Origin of the sequence: Shewanella psychrophila (assembly GCF_002005305.1) — a bacterium.
Taxonomy (GTDB): domain Bacteria; phylum Pseudomonadota; class Gammaproteobacteria; order Enterobacterales; family Shewanellaceae; genus Shewanella; species Shewanella psychrophila.
The window spans coordinates 5546561-5563704 of record NZ_CP014782.1 but is presented as its reverse complement, the minus strand read 5'-3'; the positions used below and the strand labels follow the sequence as shown (position 1 = coordinate 5563704).

The window sequence follows — 17144 nt, the reverse complement described above, 5'->3', positions numbered from 1 at the left end:
TTTGTTCACAGGCAGGTTAGTTCTACATTCAGTTTTGAGTGAGTCTTTTAAATCGAACTTTACCCTGGGTTTTTATCATTGACTTGAATAAAATGTTATTAGGTTCTGGTGACTGTGGTCCTGCATCTAAACCATTAAGTATCTGGTCCATACTTAGTGTTATGGGTGTTAATTTAAGATCGCCTTGTTATTTTTCCTATAATATATGTTTTGTTATAAATGATATTTATCAGAACTTATGCTCTTATGGTAGAGCTAGCCTGTCTAAATATATTATGTAGTCAGATTTTACCGAACTAATGTCTAGTTTATAAGGAATTGATATGAACATGAACGATATAAGAAAAACTAAAAGTGTTTTAAATTTAGTAAAAACATGCCTATTGTTTGTTGTGTGCACTTCTGTTTTCGCTACTCCAATATATATAAAGGGTGATGGGTTGACTGATGCTCAAAAACAACTACAAAAAGAACAGATGCGAATAAATGCATATAAAAGTGAAAGTAAAGATGATGAAGTGGTTATTACTCCAATGGGTGGGTGCACTCCAACCCCTGGATGTGTAGGTAATGCAATACAGTAATGTTTTGAAGTGAAATTTGTCGAATTAGATGTAATGAAAATATATTTTTATTAGCGTCTATCCTTTTGCATGCTACTAACCTAACTACGTATGTTTGCAAGCCTGGACAAGAAGTAATGAAAATATAGTCATCTCCCCTTTAGACATAGGTGTAGTCATATTGATCACACCTTTTTTTTAGTTATTTAATAATCTGGGTTGGTATTACAGTGTGAATTAGCGACTGGCTAAATTGTTTTTACTATGATTATTTAAGAGAAGCTATTACCGTTAATGTGCATTAATGAAAAAGTCCAAACTACAAATGATAGCAACGAGTGAATCAAGGCGTAGACGGCTTGATCTAGGCGGTCCATTCCTCGAGCCTGCCATATTAACTGTCCGTGAAGTATCACAACCATTGGAAACAATAATAAGACGGGGTAGAAGCTGACGGCATGACTGAGCGCAAAATGCGTGTCGCTGAAAAGGAGGCGACTCAAGAGAGCCCATAAGACCATGAGCCCGGTCAGCATTGGGGGAGCAATATGCCGAGACTGTTCGGAGTTTATCACCATATTCTATCTTCCTTGTAAATTGAGCCTACTTTATGCTGGAATATATTCTTCTTATTCTTTCTAGACTATTTAAGGTCTTAATTTCCATTTTAGTTTAGCAATCAGGCTTACGGGCTATCAATTGTGCCTTGTAGCTGAGGTTTGCATCGTTTAGCACTTCTCCCTCAAAATAATGCAGAAGAGTCCATTTTTCAAATTCGTTTTTGAGTTCATTGGCTTTCAATAGGAAATTTGGATTTCTTGGCCGCCCGATTTCAGCTTGTTTATCGATAAAGGTTTCATAAACGATCACTCCTCCAGGCTTTACTGCTGCGGCAATCTGTGGGAAAAGTGGCCTATGTAAATAGTTAAACACTAAGACTAGATCGTACTTGTTTTGCTCTAGTTCTGGGGCTGAACCATCTTCTAGATCCCATGCAAGATAGGTGTGTTGCGAGGACATAGAACCGATGCGGCTTTCTGAAGCTACACTTAGATTCGCTAATGACTTGTCAAGAAAGGTGACTCTATGGCCTTTTTCTGCAAACCAGAGCCCATTGCGGCCACTGCCACAAGCAAGATCTAATACTTCGCTCTTATTAAGCTGGCTGAGCTCTTGGCTTTCGGTAACTAGCCTAGAGGCTGCTTTAACCTTTAACTTCTTTTCTTGCATCGATTCTTCGTCCATGTATAACTGAGAAATGCCTTAAACCTGCTGGACCATGTGAGACAATAACAGAGAGGAGTAACACTGTGATCAACAGTTCGGGCTTGTAGCTGCCCAAAGGGATGAAAAGGGTCAATAGTCCTAACTTGACTAAGGTTAGTACGCCTTTCAATTGGATTAACCAGCGCCAATCTCTGGCTATTTCCCATAACATCAGTAGTGAGCCTGTTGTCATGGCTATGCACCAATATACGTACCACTTTTCTTGAGCCACGCCTAATAAAATGCCGCCTCCGGCCCCAGTTACCCCTAAAATATGTATCGCTCTAAGAGAGGTTTTCCCAAGTCTTTGGATCCAAAATTTCTTTTCAGATAGCTTAGCGTTTTTCATATGAGAGCGGATACTGGCTAGATATTGAAGAGCTATTAGCTTATCAGGAAATGACTGGCTGTGAAGCGATATGGGTCGAATTTAATAATTCCTTTCCAATACGCTAAGTTCGATGCTTTCGGTATACGACTGTATGGTCTATTTTGTTCCATTTAAAATAAGGTATTTCCTCCTGAGGTGGAGGTCAAATATAGAAGGTAGGGAAGTAGAGTGTCAATTCACAAAACTTACAGGGCTTAATGAAACCAGATGTACCTTAATGTGAAAACAAGAGGTAAACTTTCATGACTGAAATATTTGTAGGCAAATGGAATGAAGATAGGTTTTTTTAGTGCCAAGCACTATGACATGGAACACTTTGATCGTACTAACCAGGCTTTTGGTGCTTCAATCGAGTATTTTGATTATCGACTGTGTATGAAGTCGGTTAAGTTGGCCCATGGTTTCGAGGCTATCTGCGCTTTTGTAAATGATTCCCTTTGCGAGGAGGTACTCGTTGAGCTGGCTAAAAATGGCACTAAGATAATCGCCATGCGTTGTGCAGGCTTTAATAATGTGGACCTAGTGGCTGCAGAGAGATTAGGGCTCAAAGTGGTTAATGTGCCAGCTTATTCTCCCGAGTCAGTGGCGGAGCACACCATAGCATTAATGCTGACACTGAACCGCAAGGTGCATAAAGCTTATCAACGAACCCGAGATGCCAATTTTTCATTAGAAGGCTTGGTTGGCTTCAATATGCATGGCCGCACTGTCGGTGTAATAGGAACCGGCAAGATAGGTTTAGCGGCAATTAAAGTCTTGCTGGGATTTGGCTGTAAAGTTATCGCTCATGACCCATATCCAAATCAGTCAGTGTTAGATCTAGGTGTTGACTATGTGTCCCTAGATGAGATGTACCCAGTATGTGACATCATCACCCTTCATTGCCCTCTTACGGATAATAACCACCACCTATTATCTAAATCTAGCTTCGATAAGATGAAAATGGGTGTCATGGTGATTAATACCAGTCGAGGTGGCTTACTCGATGCCTTAGATGCTATGGAGGCATTAAAAACTGGGCAACTTGGTGCTTTAGGCTTAGATGTATATGAAAATGAGAAAGAACTGTTTTTTGAAGATAAATCGAATGAGATCATTCAGGATGATATCTTCAGGAGATTATCGGCATGTCATAATGTTATCTTTACCGGACATCAGGCTTTCTTAACCGCAGAAGCTCTAGGTTCTATCGCATTGACCAGTCTCACCAATGTTCGCCAGTTACTCGATGGGGAGCCATGTCCCAATGCGCTATTTTAAGCTTCATAAATATCACATGGCAGCATGATTGCTGACTGAGCAATTTAGTAAATGATAGCAAAAGGAAACTAACACCATGATGGTAAAACAAGAAGTTCATGATATTCCAACTAACACAGGTTTGATGCGAACTTATCTTTATCGCCCAAAAGAGGATGGGGTGTTTGCTACGATTATTTTTTATTCAGAAATTTTTCAGCAAACGGCTCCCATAGCAAGGGCCGCAGCTATCTTGGCTGGTCATGGCTTCGTCGTACTGGTGCCAGAGGTATTTCATGAGTTGAATCCTATCGGTACAATATTGGCTTATGATGATGCAGGTAAAGATAAGGGCAATGAAGACAAGTTTGCTAAACCGCTAGAGACCCATGATTCAGACGTTGAAGCTTTGGTCAGCTTCGCCAGAAGCCAAGAATTTTGCACCAGTCAGGTTGGAAGTATGGGGGTCTGTATCGGTGGACATTTAGCTTACCGCGCCGCGCTTAACCCTGATGTCTCCGCCGCATTCTGCCTCTATGCTACAGATATCCATTCCAACACGCTTCCTTGTCAGGTTGGCAATGACTCCCTGAGTCGTACTCAAGACATTCAGGGTGAATTAGTGATGGTTTGGGGCAAGCAAGATCCCCATGTGTCTGGCGAAGGGCGCAAGTTGATTTACGCTAAACTGGAAGAGGCAGACCGAAATTTCACTTGGCTAGAAGTTAATGCCGAGCACGCCTTTATGCGTGATGGTGCAGATAGGTACGATCCAGCTCTTGCTATGCAGATGTATGCTCAAGCTGTCGACTTCTTTCATCGTTTATTAAGGTAATCTACTTAACGCCTCCCTTATAATCTCAAAAAAGCGATAATGGGCACTTCATCTTATGTTTATTGATGAAGTGTCGGCTTGGATTTAAATATTTCCTTTCATGACCCGCTATTCGTATAATACTCGGCCAATCCCCTCCAAGCCTCCAATTGATGCAAGACGAACAGATCCTCCACGAAAGCCAAGATGAGCACGGTCCACTTATTGTTCTAGATGATAAACATATGCGGGTATTGTCATTCGGCGATAATGATGAGCAGAGCAAGTTACTTAAGTCCGAGCCTCACATTCCTCAGCATACTTATATCCAGGCCATGTTGTTAGTCCTGCTATTTATCAAGCCAAAGCGAGTCATCATCTTAGGTCTAGGCGGTGGCGGGTTAATTCATGCACTGCGTCGATTCGACACTGGCATTAAGGTCACCGCGGTAGAGTTAAGGGCTCAAGTTATTGAGTTAGCTAGGCGTTACTTTCAATTGCCAATCGGTAAAAAGCTGTCGATTATCCATCAAGATGCCAATCAGTTTCTCGAGCAAGGCGATCATAAGAAAGCCGATATTATTTTTGCCGATATCTATGGTGCAGATGGTGTCGATGAAAATCAGCTATCTGAGGCCTTTATTGCCAATGCTGCAACCTTGATTAAAACCGATGGTTATCTGGTATTAAACTGCTGGAAGGAACATAGCCACAATCGTGTGCTATTGAGTCATTTGCAACAACATTTTTGCGAGGTTAGGGCTTGCTTGACCGGAGGCGGTAACTGGGTGGTGTTTGCTGGTAAAACGAAACGTGAGCTCAGTAGTGCAGGATTAAAGTCCAAGGCTCACTCTTTGTCACAACAGCTAGACTTCTCCCTTGGTCGCTCCCTGACGCGATTTGACCTGTGGGAGTAGCCTAACTATACGCGGCTTATTCATAGGCCTAACTCCTATAGTGGATCTCATAACCACCAGGTTCTGAAAAATCGATTAGGATAATAGCTTTTATCCGTTATATTTAATTTGTCTCCTTGGTTAATATCTTCATATCGAAAACGAACTGACGATTCATTTGAACGTTAGGACAAAGATTTTATTACTATTTACGGAGCATTCAATGAACCAATCTATTATCAACACTGAAATCAAGCCTTTCTCTGCAACCGCTTTTCACAAGGGTGAGTTTGTCCCGGTTACAGACAAAGATTTACTAGGCAAGTGGTCAGTTGTTTTCTTCTACCCAGCAGATTTCACTTTTGTATGTCCAACTGAACTTGGCGACATGGCTGACCATTACGCTAAATTGCAAGAGATGGGTGTTGAAGTTTACTCAGTATCTACCGACACACACTTCACACATAAAGCATGGCACGATACTTCAGATACTATCAACAAGATCCAGTACCCAATGATCGGTGACCCAACTGGCGCAATCACACGTAACTTCGGTGTGATGATTGAAGAAGATGGTTTGGCACTACGTGGCACATTCGTTATTAATCCTGAAGGTCAAATCAAGGTTAGCGAAGTTCATGACCTTGGAATAGGCCGTAGTGCTGCTGAACTAGTTCGTAAGATTCAAGCTGCTCAATATGTAGCAACTCACGACGGTGAAGTATGTCCAGCTGCATGGCAGCCAGGTGCAGATACTCTTGCACCATCTCTAGACTTAGTCGGTAAAATCTAAACTGACTTAAATCCGGTAGCTTTGATTCTCCTCTTGGCTACCGGGACTAAAGTGGAGGTTTCACTTTAGTCGGCCTTTATCTCTTTTGCTGTTCGAACCACCCCCTTTCAGGTTCGGGCTAGCAAACTCCCAACTTTTATAAAACCAATCATTTATAGAACTAATTGTATTTTTCTAGGAGTCATCATGTTGGATACGAATCTTAAAAATCAACTGAAAACCTATCTGCAAAACCTCAAGCGTCCAGTTGAACTTGCCGTGTCTGCAGATGATAGCCCTAAGGCACTGGAACTTAAGTCACTGGCGCAAGATATTGATAGTTTGTCTGAATTAGTCACTGTGTCAGAAGTTCAAGGTGAGCGTATGCCATCAATGAAGGTGACAAGTGTCGACACAGGCACAAGCATTACTTTCGCTGGCTTGCCTATGGGTCATGAATTTACCTCACTAGTATTGGCATTACTGCATACTGGCGGACACCCACTGAAGTTAGATGATAATGTTATCGCTCAGATCAAAGCGCTACCAGGTGAATATCATTTCGAGACCTATGTTTCTTTAAGCTGTCAAAATTGTCCCGATGTCGTTCAGGCATTGAATATGATGGCTGCAGTCAATCCGAATATTACCAATGTGATGATAGACGGTGCGCTTTTTCAGACTGAAGTGTTTGAGCGTGACATCTTAGCGGTACCTTCTGTTTATCTAAATGGCGAACCTTTCGCACAGGGAAGGATCAGTTTAGTTGAAATCCTCAATAAAATTGATACCGGGGCTGTGACTCGTCAGGCTGAACAATTAGCACAGAAAGATGTTTTCGATATGCTAGTAGTTGGCGGCGGACCTGCTGGTGCGGCCGCAGCAATCTACTCGGCACGTAAAGGTTTAAGCACTGGTGTTGTTGCCGATAAGTTTGGTGGTCAAGTGGCTGAAACTGTGGCTATCGAAAACTTTATTTCAGTCAAGGCGACCGAAGGGCCTAAGCTGGTTGCAAACCTTGAGTCCCATGTACGTGAATATGATGTTGACGTGATGGACAATCAACGTGGAACTAAGTTGACTCCAAGCCAAGGGCTAAATCCTTATCATGAACTAACGCTTGAAAATGGTGCGATACTAAAAAGCCAAACTTTGCTACTCGCCACTGGCGCGAGATGGCGTGAAATGAATGTCCCAGGCGAGCAAGCGTATCGTGGTAAAGGTGTGGCTTACTGTCCACACTGTGATGGTCCCTTGTTCAAAGGAAAGCGAGTTGCTGTCATAGGTGGTGGTAATTCGGGTATCGAAGCGGCAATTGATTTAGCTAATATTGTTGAGCATGTTACTGTACTGGAATTTGATATTAAGCTTAGAGCTGATGATGTGCTGCAGAGAAAGGCAGCATCTATGGACAATATCACCATCATTACTCAAGCCATGACAACTGAGGTTCTTGGTGATGGGTCACGAGTCAACGGACTTAACTACACAGATAGAGCCACGGATGAGCAGCACAGTATAGAGCTGGCTGGTATCTTTGTTCAGATAGGTTTAATTCCTAACACCGAATGGCTTAAAGGTGTGATAGATCTAACACCGAGAGGGGAAATAGTTGTAGATGAGCGTGGACAGACATCTATACCTGGCATATTTGCTGCTGGGGATGTGACTAATACTCCTTATAAGCAGATCATCATCGCCATGGGCAGTGGCGCTACAGCATCACTAGGGGCCTTCGATTACTTGATTCGACATAGTGTACCCGAACAAGCGAATGCCGCTTAACTCTTTAATTTTCACTTAGTTTAAATGAAAACAGTCAACGTTAATCGTTGGCTGTTTTTTTATGTCCATTTATAATCTTATTTTTAAAGCTTGTAAGTGGAAAAGTTGTAAGCTTATAACTGAGCCCAATTTTAAACAAGGCAAGGTTTCTATATGGATTTAAAGATGCCCTCATCGGAAACGCAGCTAAAAAAAGAGTGTCACCTTTACCTCATTAATGGGGGGAAGTGGGCGGCGTCGATGTCTATTTTTATTTTGATTGCTATGCTAGCAAATATAGCCTTGCAAACGTCTAAAGTATTGCTCGCATCGAATATCGTCTTATACATGATGCCTGTTTTCCTCACTATTTTGCTGGCAGCAGTAGTGATACGAGTTTATTCAACCGATGAAATATCCAACAATGCATTATTAGCCTATCTCTGTTCTTTAGAGTTCAGTTGGTTGTTTTTGATTTGGATGATTTTTGATAGCTCAGAAGAGATCTTTGCAGGCAATGCGGCTCTGGCTGGCGTCGAATCGATCGTAGATGTACTAGTATTTACTTTTGCCATTGCTTTATTTGTCGATAGAAAAATAATGTTAATGGGGGTGTTGCCTTTGATGTTATTGAGTTTTTTTCTGCGGGTAACAGAGATCCCAGATAATTACTTTTTTCCATTAACTAAGTTTATTTGTTTTTTTGCCATTGTAATTACGGGCCAGAAGATACTTTACACTTGGTTTAAGACTGCGGTAGTCAGAGATATCGAGAAGCAATATTTGTTAAAGCATTTCAGGAGAATGGCGCTAATCGATGGATTGACAAATATCAGTAATCGCCGTCATTTTGATGAGATTTTATCTCAAGAGATCAGAGCATCAGAACGGAATAATCACCCACTTTGTATGATCTTAATTGATGTCGATTATTTTAAAAAACTAAATGATAGTTTAGGTCATCAAGTAGGTGATGATTGCTTAGTTGCCTTAGCTAAAGTGCTCACTGATGTTGCTAATCGCCCAAGAGATCTAGCGGCTCGTTATGGCGGCGAAGAGTTTGTTATGTTACTTCCGGATACAGATAAAAGTGGTGCCTGTCGTATTGCAGAAAAACTGAGAACAGCTCTATCAGCGGTAAAGATCCCCCATCCAGATTCTGATATAAGTGAATACATAACCGTTTCCCAGGGAGTGTGCCAGTGGCAAGAGGGGATACTGTTAGATGAGTTAGTCGCTGAGGCCGATAAGCAACTTTATCTGGCAAAGAAAAGTGGCAGAGACTGTTTCAAAGCAGTGTGAATTCAATATGGAAAGTTAATTTAGCTTAAAATTTAACCTTTTTAGGTGTTTTTTTTATATCGTCTATAATTCAATAGATTAACTGTCTTTAGCTCAATCCATATGGGTGCTATTAGACAATACCTTTTTAGTTTGGTTCCTTAAAGTGTTGCAAATAAGTTGCAGGCTAATGCATCTGTTCTAGTCTTAAAGCGGATATGCCTAACTTAAAAGGTTTTTTTATGAAACATAAACTAGCAGTCAGTCTTGGTGTTCTGCTACTTGCTTCTCCAGCGCTAGCAGAAGTTCGTATCTCTGGTTTTGCTTCAATTGTTGGGGGGAAAGTGATTGATGGTACTGGGGTTGACGAGTTTGATCTCCCTCCCACATTTCTAGCCGATTACCCTCTTGTTGGGGCCTATGAAGAGGAAATTAGTTTTGAACCTGATAGTCTTTTTGGTTTGCAATTTTCAGCAGACTTACTGGATGGTTTATCTGCAACGGCTCAGTTAGTTTCTCGTGGGGCTAATGACTTCGATGTCGATTTTGAATGGGCTTACATCTCCTATGAGGTCAATGATAATTGGACTGTGCAAGGCGGTAAAAAGAGGCTCCCATTATATTATTATAGTGATTTCTTCGATGTCGGTTATGCCTATCCATGGGTTCGTCCACCAGCTGATAACTACACGTGGCAAATTTTTAATTATACCGGTTTGAGTGCTTTGTATAACTACTTAATAGGTGATTGGACTATGTCAGGTCAACTCTATTACGGTAGTGAAGATGATGAGCCAAATAAGCTGTTGTCAGAGTTTTTCTTTGGCGAGGCGACCCGTGAAATCTGGAAAGATATCGGCGGGTTAGTGGTTCAGCTTAATTACGATTGGTTAGATATACGTCTGACTCATATGCAGTATACCAATGAGCGATATATTGGTGGAGAGCAACAAACGTGGGATGGAAGTACTGAGCGTAAGGGGAAGTTCTATGGTCTTTCAGTCAATGTGGAATATGAAAGTTGGATGTTATTGACTGAAATTAATCGCTTAGATCTTTCTGGTACAGATCTTGACACTTATATGGTGACCTTCGGCTATAGGTTTGGTGATTTCTTGCCTTATGCGAGCTATTCGGACTTTGACGACGGGGAAGGAGGTGAAGTGCACAATACGACTTCTGTCGGTGTTCGCTGGGATTTCCATCCATCCGCAGCATTTAAGGTTCAATATGATGAAGTGAAAGATAATGGTGGCCCGGGTCTGAAAGTTGCGGGTGATTCAGAATCATTCAGTTTTGGTGTAGACCTCGTATTCTAGGAGAGAGAAGATGAAAAAATTATGTTGCTCAATCCTATTAAGTTTGTTCTCGTTACAAGCTTTAGCGGGTATCGCTGTGATAGTCCATCCGGATAATGCTGATGCCTTAGATAAGAAAAGTATTTCAAATCTATATCTGGGTAAGACTAAAAGGTTTCCTGGGGGGGCTCAAGCAGTTCCTGTTAACTTGGAGGTAGGACAAGCGAGCCGAGGTGATTTTGACTCTAATGTTTTAGGTAAATCATCGAGTCAGTTGAAGTCTTATTGGTCTAAGAAAGTGTTTACTGGCAAAGGCACTCCACCGAAAGAGCTTGCAAATGATGATGAAGTGATGAAATTGGTTTCATCTAACCCTAATATTATTGGCTATATTGATAGTAGTAATGTAAACGATAGCGTTAAAGTTGTTGCTGAATTCTAACGCTATGTGATTTATCGACATAAACCTAAAGGTTGGAGGGGACTCCAGCCTAGCTAGGGGTTGAGAATGAAGTGGTTTAACAATATTTCTATCTTTAAAAAAATTGGGGCTATCTTTGTCCTTTCAGTCATCATTTTTGTGACGACTCTGAGCATTAGCATTGTTTCTATTAATAAAAACCGTGAAACACTTTCTTATATGGAAGAGAAAATTTATAAGCGAGTTGAGCTGGCCAATGAGAATGTAATGTTTATCCAACGCCTAGACGAACTCTATACTCAATCTGTTTCATTTGCTGATGAAGATCTCTTGGCAAATGCAGAAGAAGCTTATCAGTCTTTATCTGAAAACATGAAGCAATTACAAAGTTTAGATGTTTCTAGCCGAAGTTCATTGCAGTCGTTAGCTCTTCAATTGGATACCTATAATGGTTTGACATTGACTTTAGCGAAAGGGATGTTGGAAGGAACAATAGACATGGCCAATATTGGTCAGATTATTCAGGATAAAACCCAAGCTTACGAATCAACTTTGGCTCAAGTGAAAACCTATCAAACCGATAAGGTTATAGAGTTCAAGGATGCAATAAATGAAGCGGGAGAACGTTCAGAGAAGAGCCTATGGTTGACGGTTTCTATCGGAGCCATACTTTTGTTTGTCATGGCTGTTGTCACAATCATAATCGCTAGGTCAATCAGCCATTCAGCTAAAAGTGTTGCCAATTCTTTAGCCGAACTTGCCGATGGAAAGGGAGACCTGTCCCATCAGCTCACCGTTTTGGGTGATGATGAGTTAGGGCAAGTTTCCAATAACTTTAATCGTTTTTTGAACCTTTTAGCCGGTGCTATCAGACAAGTTGTTAACGTAACGGATCCCCTACTTAAGAGTGCACATACTCTACAAAATAAAATGGAAGTGGCGTCAGCTGCAACACAGGAGCAAAGCCGGGATGCGGGGGTTGTTCAGCAGTCAATGGAGGAGATGAAGCATTCTGTTACGGATATTTCCCATAGTGCAAATCAAGCAGCAGATGCTGCACAGGTAGCCGAAAAAGAGGCAAAGGAGGGGATGGCTGTAGTACAGAGAACGATAGATATATCTCAAGAATTAAACAAGGAAATTGAGTTGGCTTCAACGGCTATCAATGAGTTAGCGAAAGATACTGAAAGTGTTAATACTATTTTGAATGTGATTACCTCGATTGCAGAACAGACTAATTTATTAGCTTTAAATGCTGCCATCGAAGCGGCGAGAGCTGGGGAGCAAGGAAGGGGTTTTGCTGTGGTTGCAGATGAGGTTAGAGCGCTTGCCTCAAAAACGGCTGATGCAACTAAAGAAATTCGAGAGGTGTTATCTCGTTTAAAGGTTGCCGCTGAATCATCGGTATCGACTATGGGTAACGCGATGAGCCGTTCTAACGAGAACGAAGCTAATGCTCAGAATACTGGTCAAGCACTAGATTCTATACAGCGGCAGATAGTAAGTATTAATGGAATGAACACTCAGATAGCAACAGCAACGGATGAGCAGTCTTCTGTAGCTTCACAAGTCGTTGAAAACGTCATAGATATGAATGCATCTTTTGAGCAGACGCTGCAGATCTTATCTGAGGTCAAAGAAGTGTCGGAAGGGCTGTCAAACTTTGCTGATGATTTGCAGCATTCAACATCACAGTTTAAGCTGTAATGTTGATATTGTGACCACTGTTTCCTACTGGTGCGCTTTGTGGAGCAGGGCTAGCCGCCTCAATCAATTGAAGTGCAATTTCTCCTTCAGCTTTTTGCTGTTCCTTAGCCAGTTGAGCAACTTTAACTATTGTGCCTCCGCTACTTAATTGCGGCTCGAGATTCGTAGTGCCTAAAGAAATTGCCATCGATATGCCTCGCTTTTGTTTTAGGATTTGTAACCAATAAAGAACTATCGGCCCGCTTAGCTAAATATTGAGCATTATTTTTGTCTGTTTTTGAATTGTCTTTTTAGTTAAATTTGGCCGTTAAATAACGGCCAATTCATTTATTTTAAAAATTTTTTCACCAAGGTAATGATGAAGCTCAATAGAATAGAGCCTGCAATTAGCATAATGGCTACAAGGGGGCTTTGTAGCGAGACGGGATCTATAGCCAACATAATGCCCATACCTAGCATCATAATGCCTGACATCAACTTAAGTGTCTGACCCTCTTTCTCTGTGAGTTTACGTTTTCCCATTGTGGCACTAAAGACGATGACAATGATTGCCAGAGGAATAACATAGACTAGGTTATAGAAAACGAGATACAGATAGCGCTCTATGTCTGGGAGATCGTGCATAGAAAGTACACTGGTATAGATCATCGGGAAGCCTGCGGTACAAAGTAACTCATAGGCGTTAGCTAGAATAGATAAGATCACAGTACCGCCAATCATGGCAGCCATAGAGCTGACATTGGTCAATTTCCCCATACGTTTTATTAAGCCAGTGCGGTTTTTGGCTGACATGGACAGTGTAACTTCTCCCTTGGTGAAGAAGTAATCCTTGATATTAATGACTCCTGCAATGAAGGCTAAAATCCCCGCCCCTAAGATGATTAAACTACCATCACTGCCTGCGCCAAGAAGCGTAAAAATATTGAGCCAGGCAATCATAAACAGGAAGTAGATAAAGCCAGAGAAGAAGACAAATATACCGCCAACTATCAGCATACGTGTTTTACTTTTAGCATTAACCATGATTGATAGCAGGAAGAGTAAAACAAAGAATGCGCAGGGATTAAAGGCATCGACACCCGCAAGTACTACGGTCAGTAGAGGTAGGGAGAGCTTTTCCGGTGCAACTACTCCTATTAAAGGGAGCTCTATGGGTTGGACCTGACTTTTGGGGGCTGTTTCTGAACCTAAATCGCATGTTCCGCCATTTCCCGGACCTGCGCTGGTATCGCTGCATGTACCAAAGAGAGGCGTGTTCTCTTGCTCATCTATAGCAGGGGCCGGATCGTTATCGATAACGGTGCCACCTAAGGTGCGGTAGCAAGCTTTCAAGTTATCGAGCAGGTACTTGCCTGTGACTGCTTCACTGCTATAGCCAACGGTTGCCAAATCACAAGCTGCGATATAAGGAACTGAGCGAGCTGCAACTTGAGTCTTCTTAGCAATCTCTTGCCAAATATCCATGGTGTTAGGAGCTGACACCAGATGAGATTCAACCTCGACCCAAGGATAGCGTTTTGGCAGTGAATCTATGAAAGGGTGGGCTTCTGCGCAGTGAGGACATGTCTTTGACCAGAAAAAATAGAGCTTAATTTTGAGCTCACCATCTTGATTAATGTAATGCCAGGTAGAATCTTGGCTGCTCTCTTGTGGTGTTATCGATGTATTGGCTAAAGTTGAAAATGAGCCGAGGCAGAAAATCATAAGTACGAATAATGCTTTAGCCATGTACCCTCCAGTGGGATGCGCTAGATTTTATCGTTGAAACTGATATCACAATAAATATCTTACTTATCTTTGTCTTGGGGGATACATCCGCATTCAAGACTTGCAACAGGAATCTCGAATCATAGGAAAATGGGAACTGAGGCTGGTTAACGGCATAAGGTTTTAACTTATGGTCACATTGATTGGAATTTTATGTGGATAGTTCTCTAAGCCTTTTTTATTCGCCTTGGCTGGATATGGGGTAAGGTTTATTCACTTATCCAGCCTTAAAATCAGTTCAATAAGCGGGTTAAATAAGTCCGCTTATCAAGTTATTGGCATTATGGTCAATCTCAAATTCTAGCGAGAGCCTGAAGTCGTGTCTATATGCGTCTCACCATCGATTGAAGCATCACCTTCTGAGTGAATGGCGCCTAGGCTATCCTCTTTAAGAGGGAGTTGCTGATTCGCTACAGCTAGGGTCGCCGCAGAACTAGATTGGGCACCATTACACCAACTTATACTGACATCTCTGAGATCTTCGTTACTGGCCGTTAAAATACGGCTAATGACAGGTGCCGAGTAATGTGAATTAGTCAGATATTCTTTTATTCTATCTATACGTCGATTTGCCAGCCACATATTGTATTTACGGGCATCGTCGTTTGATTGATGTTTTAAAATCTGAAACTCGAGTAGTAAGTAGCCTGATTTGTCTGATGTATTTTTTATTAATTCATCCAACTGTTTGGCGTATTTACTGGGAAAGTAAGAGCTGTTTTTAGCATAGGGGATTTCAGTGAGGTGTGTATTTTGTTCACACTCCGCTATTGCGCTTCCTGCAAACAGTAAACAGATGATAGATATGATTGCTTTCATTTATAACTCCTTTGAAGCAATGCCCAGTTGATCTTCTGAAGACAACTAGATTTACGGTCTAGATAGATAATTTTAGGTGCAAATCTATGCCAATGCAGAATAAAAATCAATCCATTGAATCTTGAAGTTTTTTCTAGAAGAAGGTTTTTTAAGCAGAGTGCTAAAGTGTCATAATATAGAGGTGAGCCGAAAGCCTTACCGCTTCTAGCTTACTGGTTTAAAGACAGATTATTGACATGTTTCGGCAAGCATACTCAGCGTAAATTAATTTTGATAATTTACAGTCTTGTTCGTGTATTTTGCTTCTTTTTATGGAAAAAGTCGATTTATTCACGATATGCAAGTATATTGTGCACAATATAACACTGTGGTTTTGCTATTATGCCTAACGTAAAAGATACCAACCCCCTTTCACTCGATAATCAAGTCTGCTTTTCCCTGTACAGTGCCAGTAATGCCATGGTGAGAGCATACCGCCCATTATTGAATGAATTAGATCTTACCTATCCTCAGTATTTAGCCATGTTGGTACTGTGGCAGCACCAAGGCATAAGCGTGAAAACACTAGGGGAGAAACTCCATTTGGATTCGGGCACTTTGACACCTCTACTTAAACGCTTGGAGGCGAAAGGTTTAGTGAGTCGTGGTCGCAGTGAAAAAGATGAGAGAGTTAGAGTGCTGCATATTACTCAATCAGGCAAGACATTGGAGGAATTAGCGGCAACAATCCCCGAGAAAATGCGATGTAAACTTGGGGTGGAACCAGCAGTTTTTACTGAATTAAAACGCCTATGTGATCAAGCCTATCAATTACTAACTTCAACTAAGTGAAGCGACTCTCGATGATAGAAAGGTCAGGTCTAAACTTTGGTTAAATAATTGTGCTATCTTGGTTTTATTCGAGTAAATAGAGAAAACCATGGATACAATAGATGTTGTGATCATAGGAGGTGGGATCAATGGGGCTGGCATTGCTCAATGTGCATCTGCAGCAGGTTACAGTGTCTTATTACTCGAGAAAGGCGCCATTGGTGGGCAAACCTCTGCTAACTCAAGCAAGTTAATTCATGGTGGTCTGCGTTACCTCGAGACTGGACAAATATCTCTGGTTAGAAACTCCTTATCTGAGCGTCGAGCCTTGCTTCGTCTCGCGCCCCACCTAGTGAAAGCGGTACCTTTTTACATACCTGTTTACGACACGAGCCAACGCAACCAATGGGCGATACGTGCCGGATTAACGGCATATTCAATACTGAGTGAATTCGATCCTCTGGGCCGGTTCACTAGCTTGCCTACGGTGGAGTGGTCAAACATTACCGGATTAAAGCTGCAAGGATTAAAAGCCGTGTTCAGATACTGGGACGCGCAGACCGATGATAAAGCACTGACCCAAGCTGTAGTGAGAAGTGCTCAGGATCTAGGGGCGCAAGTCCTCAACCATGCTGAAAGTGGCGTGATTGTCCATAAGCCTGACTACTGTGAGGTGAGTTATCTTTATCAGGATAATCTAGTGGTACAAAGAGCGTCTTGTGTTATCAATGCTGCCGGTCCCTGGGTCAATGATGTGATAGAAAGCTTAGTCCCTCCTATGGCAAAAGAGCGTGTTGACTTAGTGCAAGGCTCTCATCTTCTATTGGACATTCCCGCTCCCGATGGGATCTTGTATCTGGAGTCTTGCTTCGATAAAAGAGTGGTGTTTGTGATGCCCTGGAAGGGGAAAACCTTACTCGGGACTACTGAAACAGTCCTGGAAGAGCTAAACGGTAAACCTGAGTCGACGCGAGAAGAGATCTATTACCTGCTTGGGATATATAAACATTACTTCCCGGCTCAGGGGAGTGCTGAACAGCTTGAAGCCTTAATTACAGATACTTTTTGCGGGGTAAGAGTGCTGCCTCAGCTCAATGGCAGTTCATTCGATCGCTCAAGAGAGATATTACTCAAGACTAGTTTTACTCACCCTAGGCTTATGACGCTCTATGGTGGTAAATTAACGACCTTCAGGGCGACCTCTAAGGAAGTGGTTCAATGGATGGAGTCTAGATTAGGAAAACGAGACGCTATCGCAGATATAGATATCACTCCTATTTTGTAACTTTTACAGTCATTGGTCTCGTTATTAACTACAGTCACTCGTCTTGTGATT

The 17144-nt window shown here is 41.8% G+C and carries 18 protein-coding genes; 12 read left to right on the top strand and 6 right to left on the bottom strand.

The window, feature by feature from the left end; all coding sequences use genetic code 11:
* Nucleotides 1-323 precede the first annotated feature (323 nt).
* Nucleotides 324-584 carry a hypothetical protein gene (locus tag sps_RS24260; protein WP_077754863.1) on the top strand — a complete coding sequence of 87 codons (261 nt, stop codon included), beginning with the start codon at nt 324-326 and terminating at the stop codon, nt 582-584.
* Nucleotides 585-835: 251 nt separating this feature from the next.
* Here the strand turns inward: sps_RS24260 and sps_RS29005 are convergent, their stop codons facing one another.
* The 3 genes from sps_RS29005 to sps_RS24245 all read right to left on the bottom strand — a co-directional run bounded on the left by sps_RS29005 (nt 836) and on the right by sps_RS24245 (nt 2178).
* Complete coding sequence (locus sps_RS29005) at nt 836-1141, bottom strand: hypothetical protein (RefSeq protein WP_077754862.1); 306 nt, start codon at nt 1139-1141, stop codon at nt 836-838.
* A gap of 94 nt (nt 1142-1235) precedes the next feature.
* On the bottom strand, nt 1236-1793 hold the full coding sequence (locus tag sps_RS24250; RefSeq protein ID WP_237157939.1) for a class I SAM-dependent methyltransferase: 558 nt from the start codon (nt 1791-1793) through the stop codon (nt 1236-1238).
* Entirely contained in the window at nt 1768-2178 is a 411-nt protein-coding gene (locus sps_RS24245; protein ID WP_077755845.1) for a hypothetical protein, read from the bottom strand. The genes sps_RS24250 and sps_RS24245 overlap by 26 nt, the downstream gene beginning before the upstream one ends.
* A 312-nt stretch (nt 2179-2490) precedes the next feature.
* Here sps_RS24245 and sps_RS24240 point away from each other — a divergent pair, with 312 nt between their 5' ends.
* The 9 genes from sps_RS24240 to sps_RS24200 all read left to right on the top strand — a co-directional run bounded on the left by sps_RS24240 (nt 2491) and on the right by sps_RS24200 (nt 12412).
* Entirely contained in the window at nt 2491-3480 is a 990-nt protein-coding gene (locus sps_RS24240) for a 2-hydroxyacid dehydrogenase (RefSeq protein WP_077754860.1), read from the top strand.
* A gap of 76 nt (nt 3481-3556) precedes the next feature.
* Nucleotides 3557-4294: a dienelactone hydrolase family protein gene (locus sps_RS24235; protein WP_077754859.1), complete on the top strand. Its 738-nt coding sequence runs from the start codon at nt 3557-3559 to the stop codon at nt 4292-4294.
* A gap of 152 nt (nt 4295-4446) precedes the next feature.
* On the top strand, nt 4447-5190 hold the full coding sequence (locus sps_RS24230) for a spermidine synthase (protein ID WP_077754858.1): 744 nt from the start codon (nt 4447-4449) through the stop codon (nt 5188-5190).
* A gap of 202 nt (nt 5191-5392) precedes the next feature.
* The gene (ahpC, locus tag sps_RS24225; RefSeq protein ID WP_077754857.1) at nt 5393-5962 is read left to right on the top strand and encodes an alkyl hydroperoxide reductase subunit C; all 570 of its coding nucleotides are present in this window, start codon (nt 5393-5395) and stop codon (nt 5960-5962) included.
* Between the two features lie 186 nt (nt 5963-6148).
* Nucleotides 6149-7726 carry an alkyl hydroperoxide reductase subunit F gene (gene ahpF, locus sps_RS24220; protein ID WP_077754856.1) on the top strand — a complete coding sequence of 526 codons (1578 nt, stop codon included), beginning with the start codon at nt 6149-6151 and terminating at the stop codon, nt 7724-7726.
* Nucleotides 7727-7879: 153 nt separating this feature from the next.
* Complete coding sequence (locus sps_RS24215) at nt 7880-9007, top strand: GGDEF domain-containing protein (protein WP_237157938.1); 1128 nt, start codon at nt 7880-7882, stop codon at nt 9005-9007.
* Between the two features lie 221 nt (nt 9008-9228).
* On the top strand, nt 9229-10305 hold the full coding sequence (locus sps_RS24210; protein ID WP_077755843.1) for a porin: 1077 nt from the start codon (nt 9229-9231) through the stop codon (nt 10303-10305).
* Between the two features lie 10 nt (nt 10306-10315).
* Entirely contained in the window at nt 10316-10726 is a 411-nt protein-coding gene (locus sps_RS24205; protein WP_077754855.1) for a type 2 periplasmic-binding domain-containing protein, read from the top strand.
* A gap of 66 nt (nt 10727-10792) precedes the next feature.
* Entirely contained in the window at nt 10793-12412 is a 1620-nt protein-coding gene (locus tag sps_RS24200; RefSeq protein ID WP_077754854.1) for a methyl-accepting chemotaxis protein, read from the top strand.
* Here sps_RS24200 and sps_RS24195 read toward each other — a convergent pair.
* The 3 genes from sps_RS24195 to sps_RS24185 all read right to left on the bottom strand — a co-directional run bounded on the left by sps_RS24195 (nt 12402) and on the right by sps_RS24185 (nt 14998).
* Entirely contained in the window at nt 12402-12599 is a 198-nt protein-coding gene (locus sps_RS24195; RefSeq protein ID WP_077754853.1) for a cytoplasmic protein, read from the bottom strand. The two genes, sps_RS24200 and sps_RS24195, sit on opposite strands and share 11 nt — an antisense overlap.
* Nucleotides 12600-12739: 140 nt before the next feature.
* Nucleotides 12740-14140: a cytochrome C biosynthesis protein gene (locus sps_RS24190; RefSeq protein WP_077754852.1), complete on the bottom strand. Its 1401-nt coding sequence runs from the start codon at nt 14138-14140 to the stop codon at nt 12740-12742.
* Between the two features lie 339 nt (nt 14141-14479).
* Nucleotides 14480-14998 carry an OmpA family protein gene (locus tag sps_RS24185; protein WP_077754851.1) on the bottom strand — a complete coding sequence of 173 codons (519 nt, stop codon included), beginning with the start codon at nt 14996-14998 and terminating at the stop codon, nt 14480-14482.
* A gap of 381 nt (nt 14999-15379) precedes the next feature.
* On the opposite strand from sps_RS24185, the gene ohrR reads away from it, so the two are divergent.
* Both ohrR and sps_RS24175 read left to right on the top strand, forming a co-directional pair.
* A complete protein-coding gene (ohrR, locus tag sps_RS24180; RefSeq protein WP_077754850.1) occupies nt 15380-15829 on the top strand; it encodes a transcriptional regulator OhrR in 450 nt (149 codons plus the stop codon).
* Nucleotides 15830-15917: 88 nt separating this feature from the next.
* Nucleotides 15918-17093: a glycerol-3-phosphate dehydrogenase/oxidase gene (locus sps_RS24175; RefSeq protein ID WP_077754849.1), complete on the top strand. Its 1176-nt coding sequence runs from the start codon at nt 15918-15920 to the stop codon at nt 17091-17093.
* Nucleotides 17094-17144 lie beyond the last annotated feature (51 nt).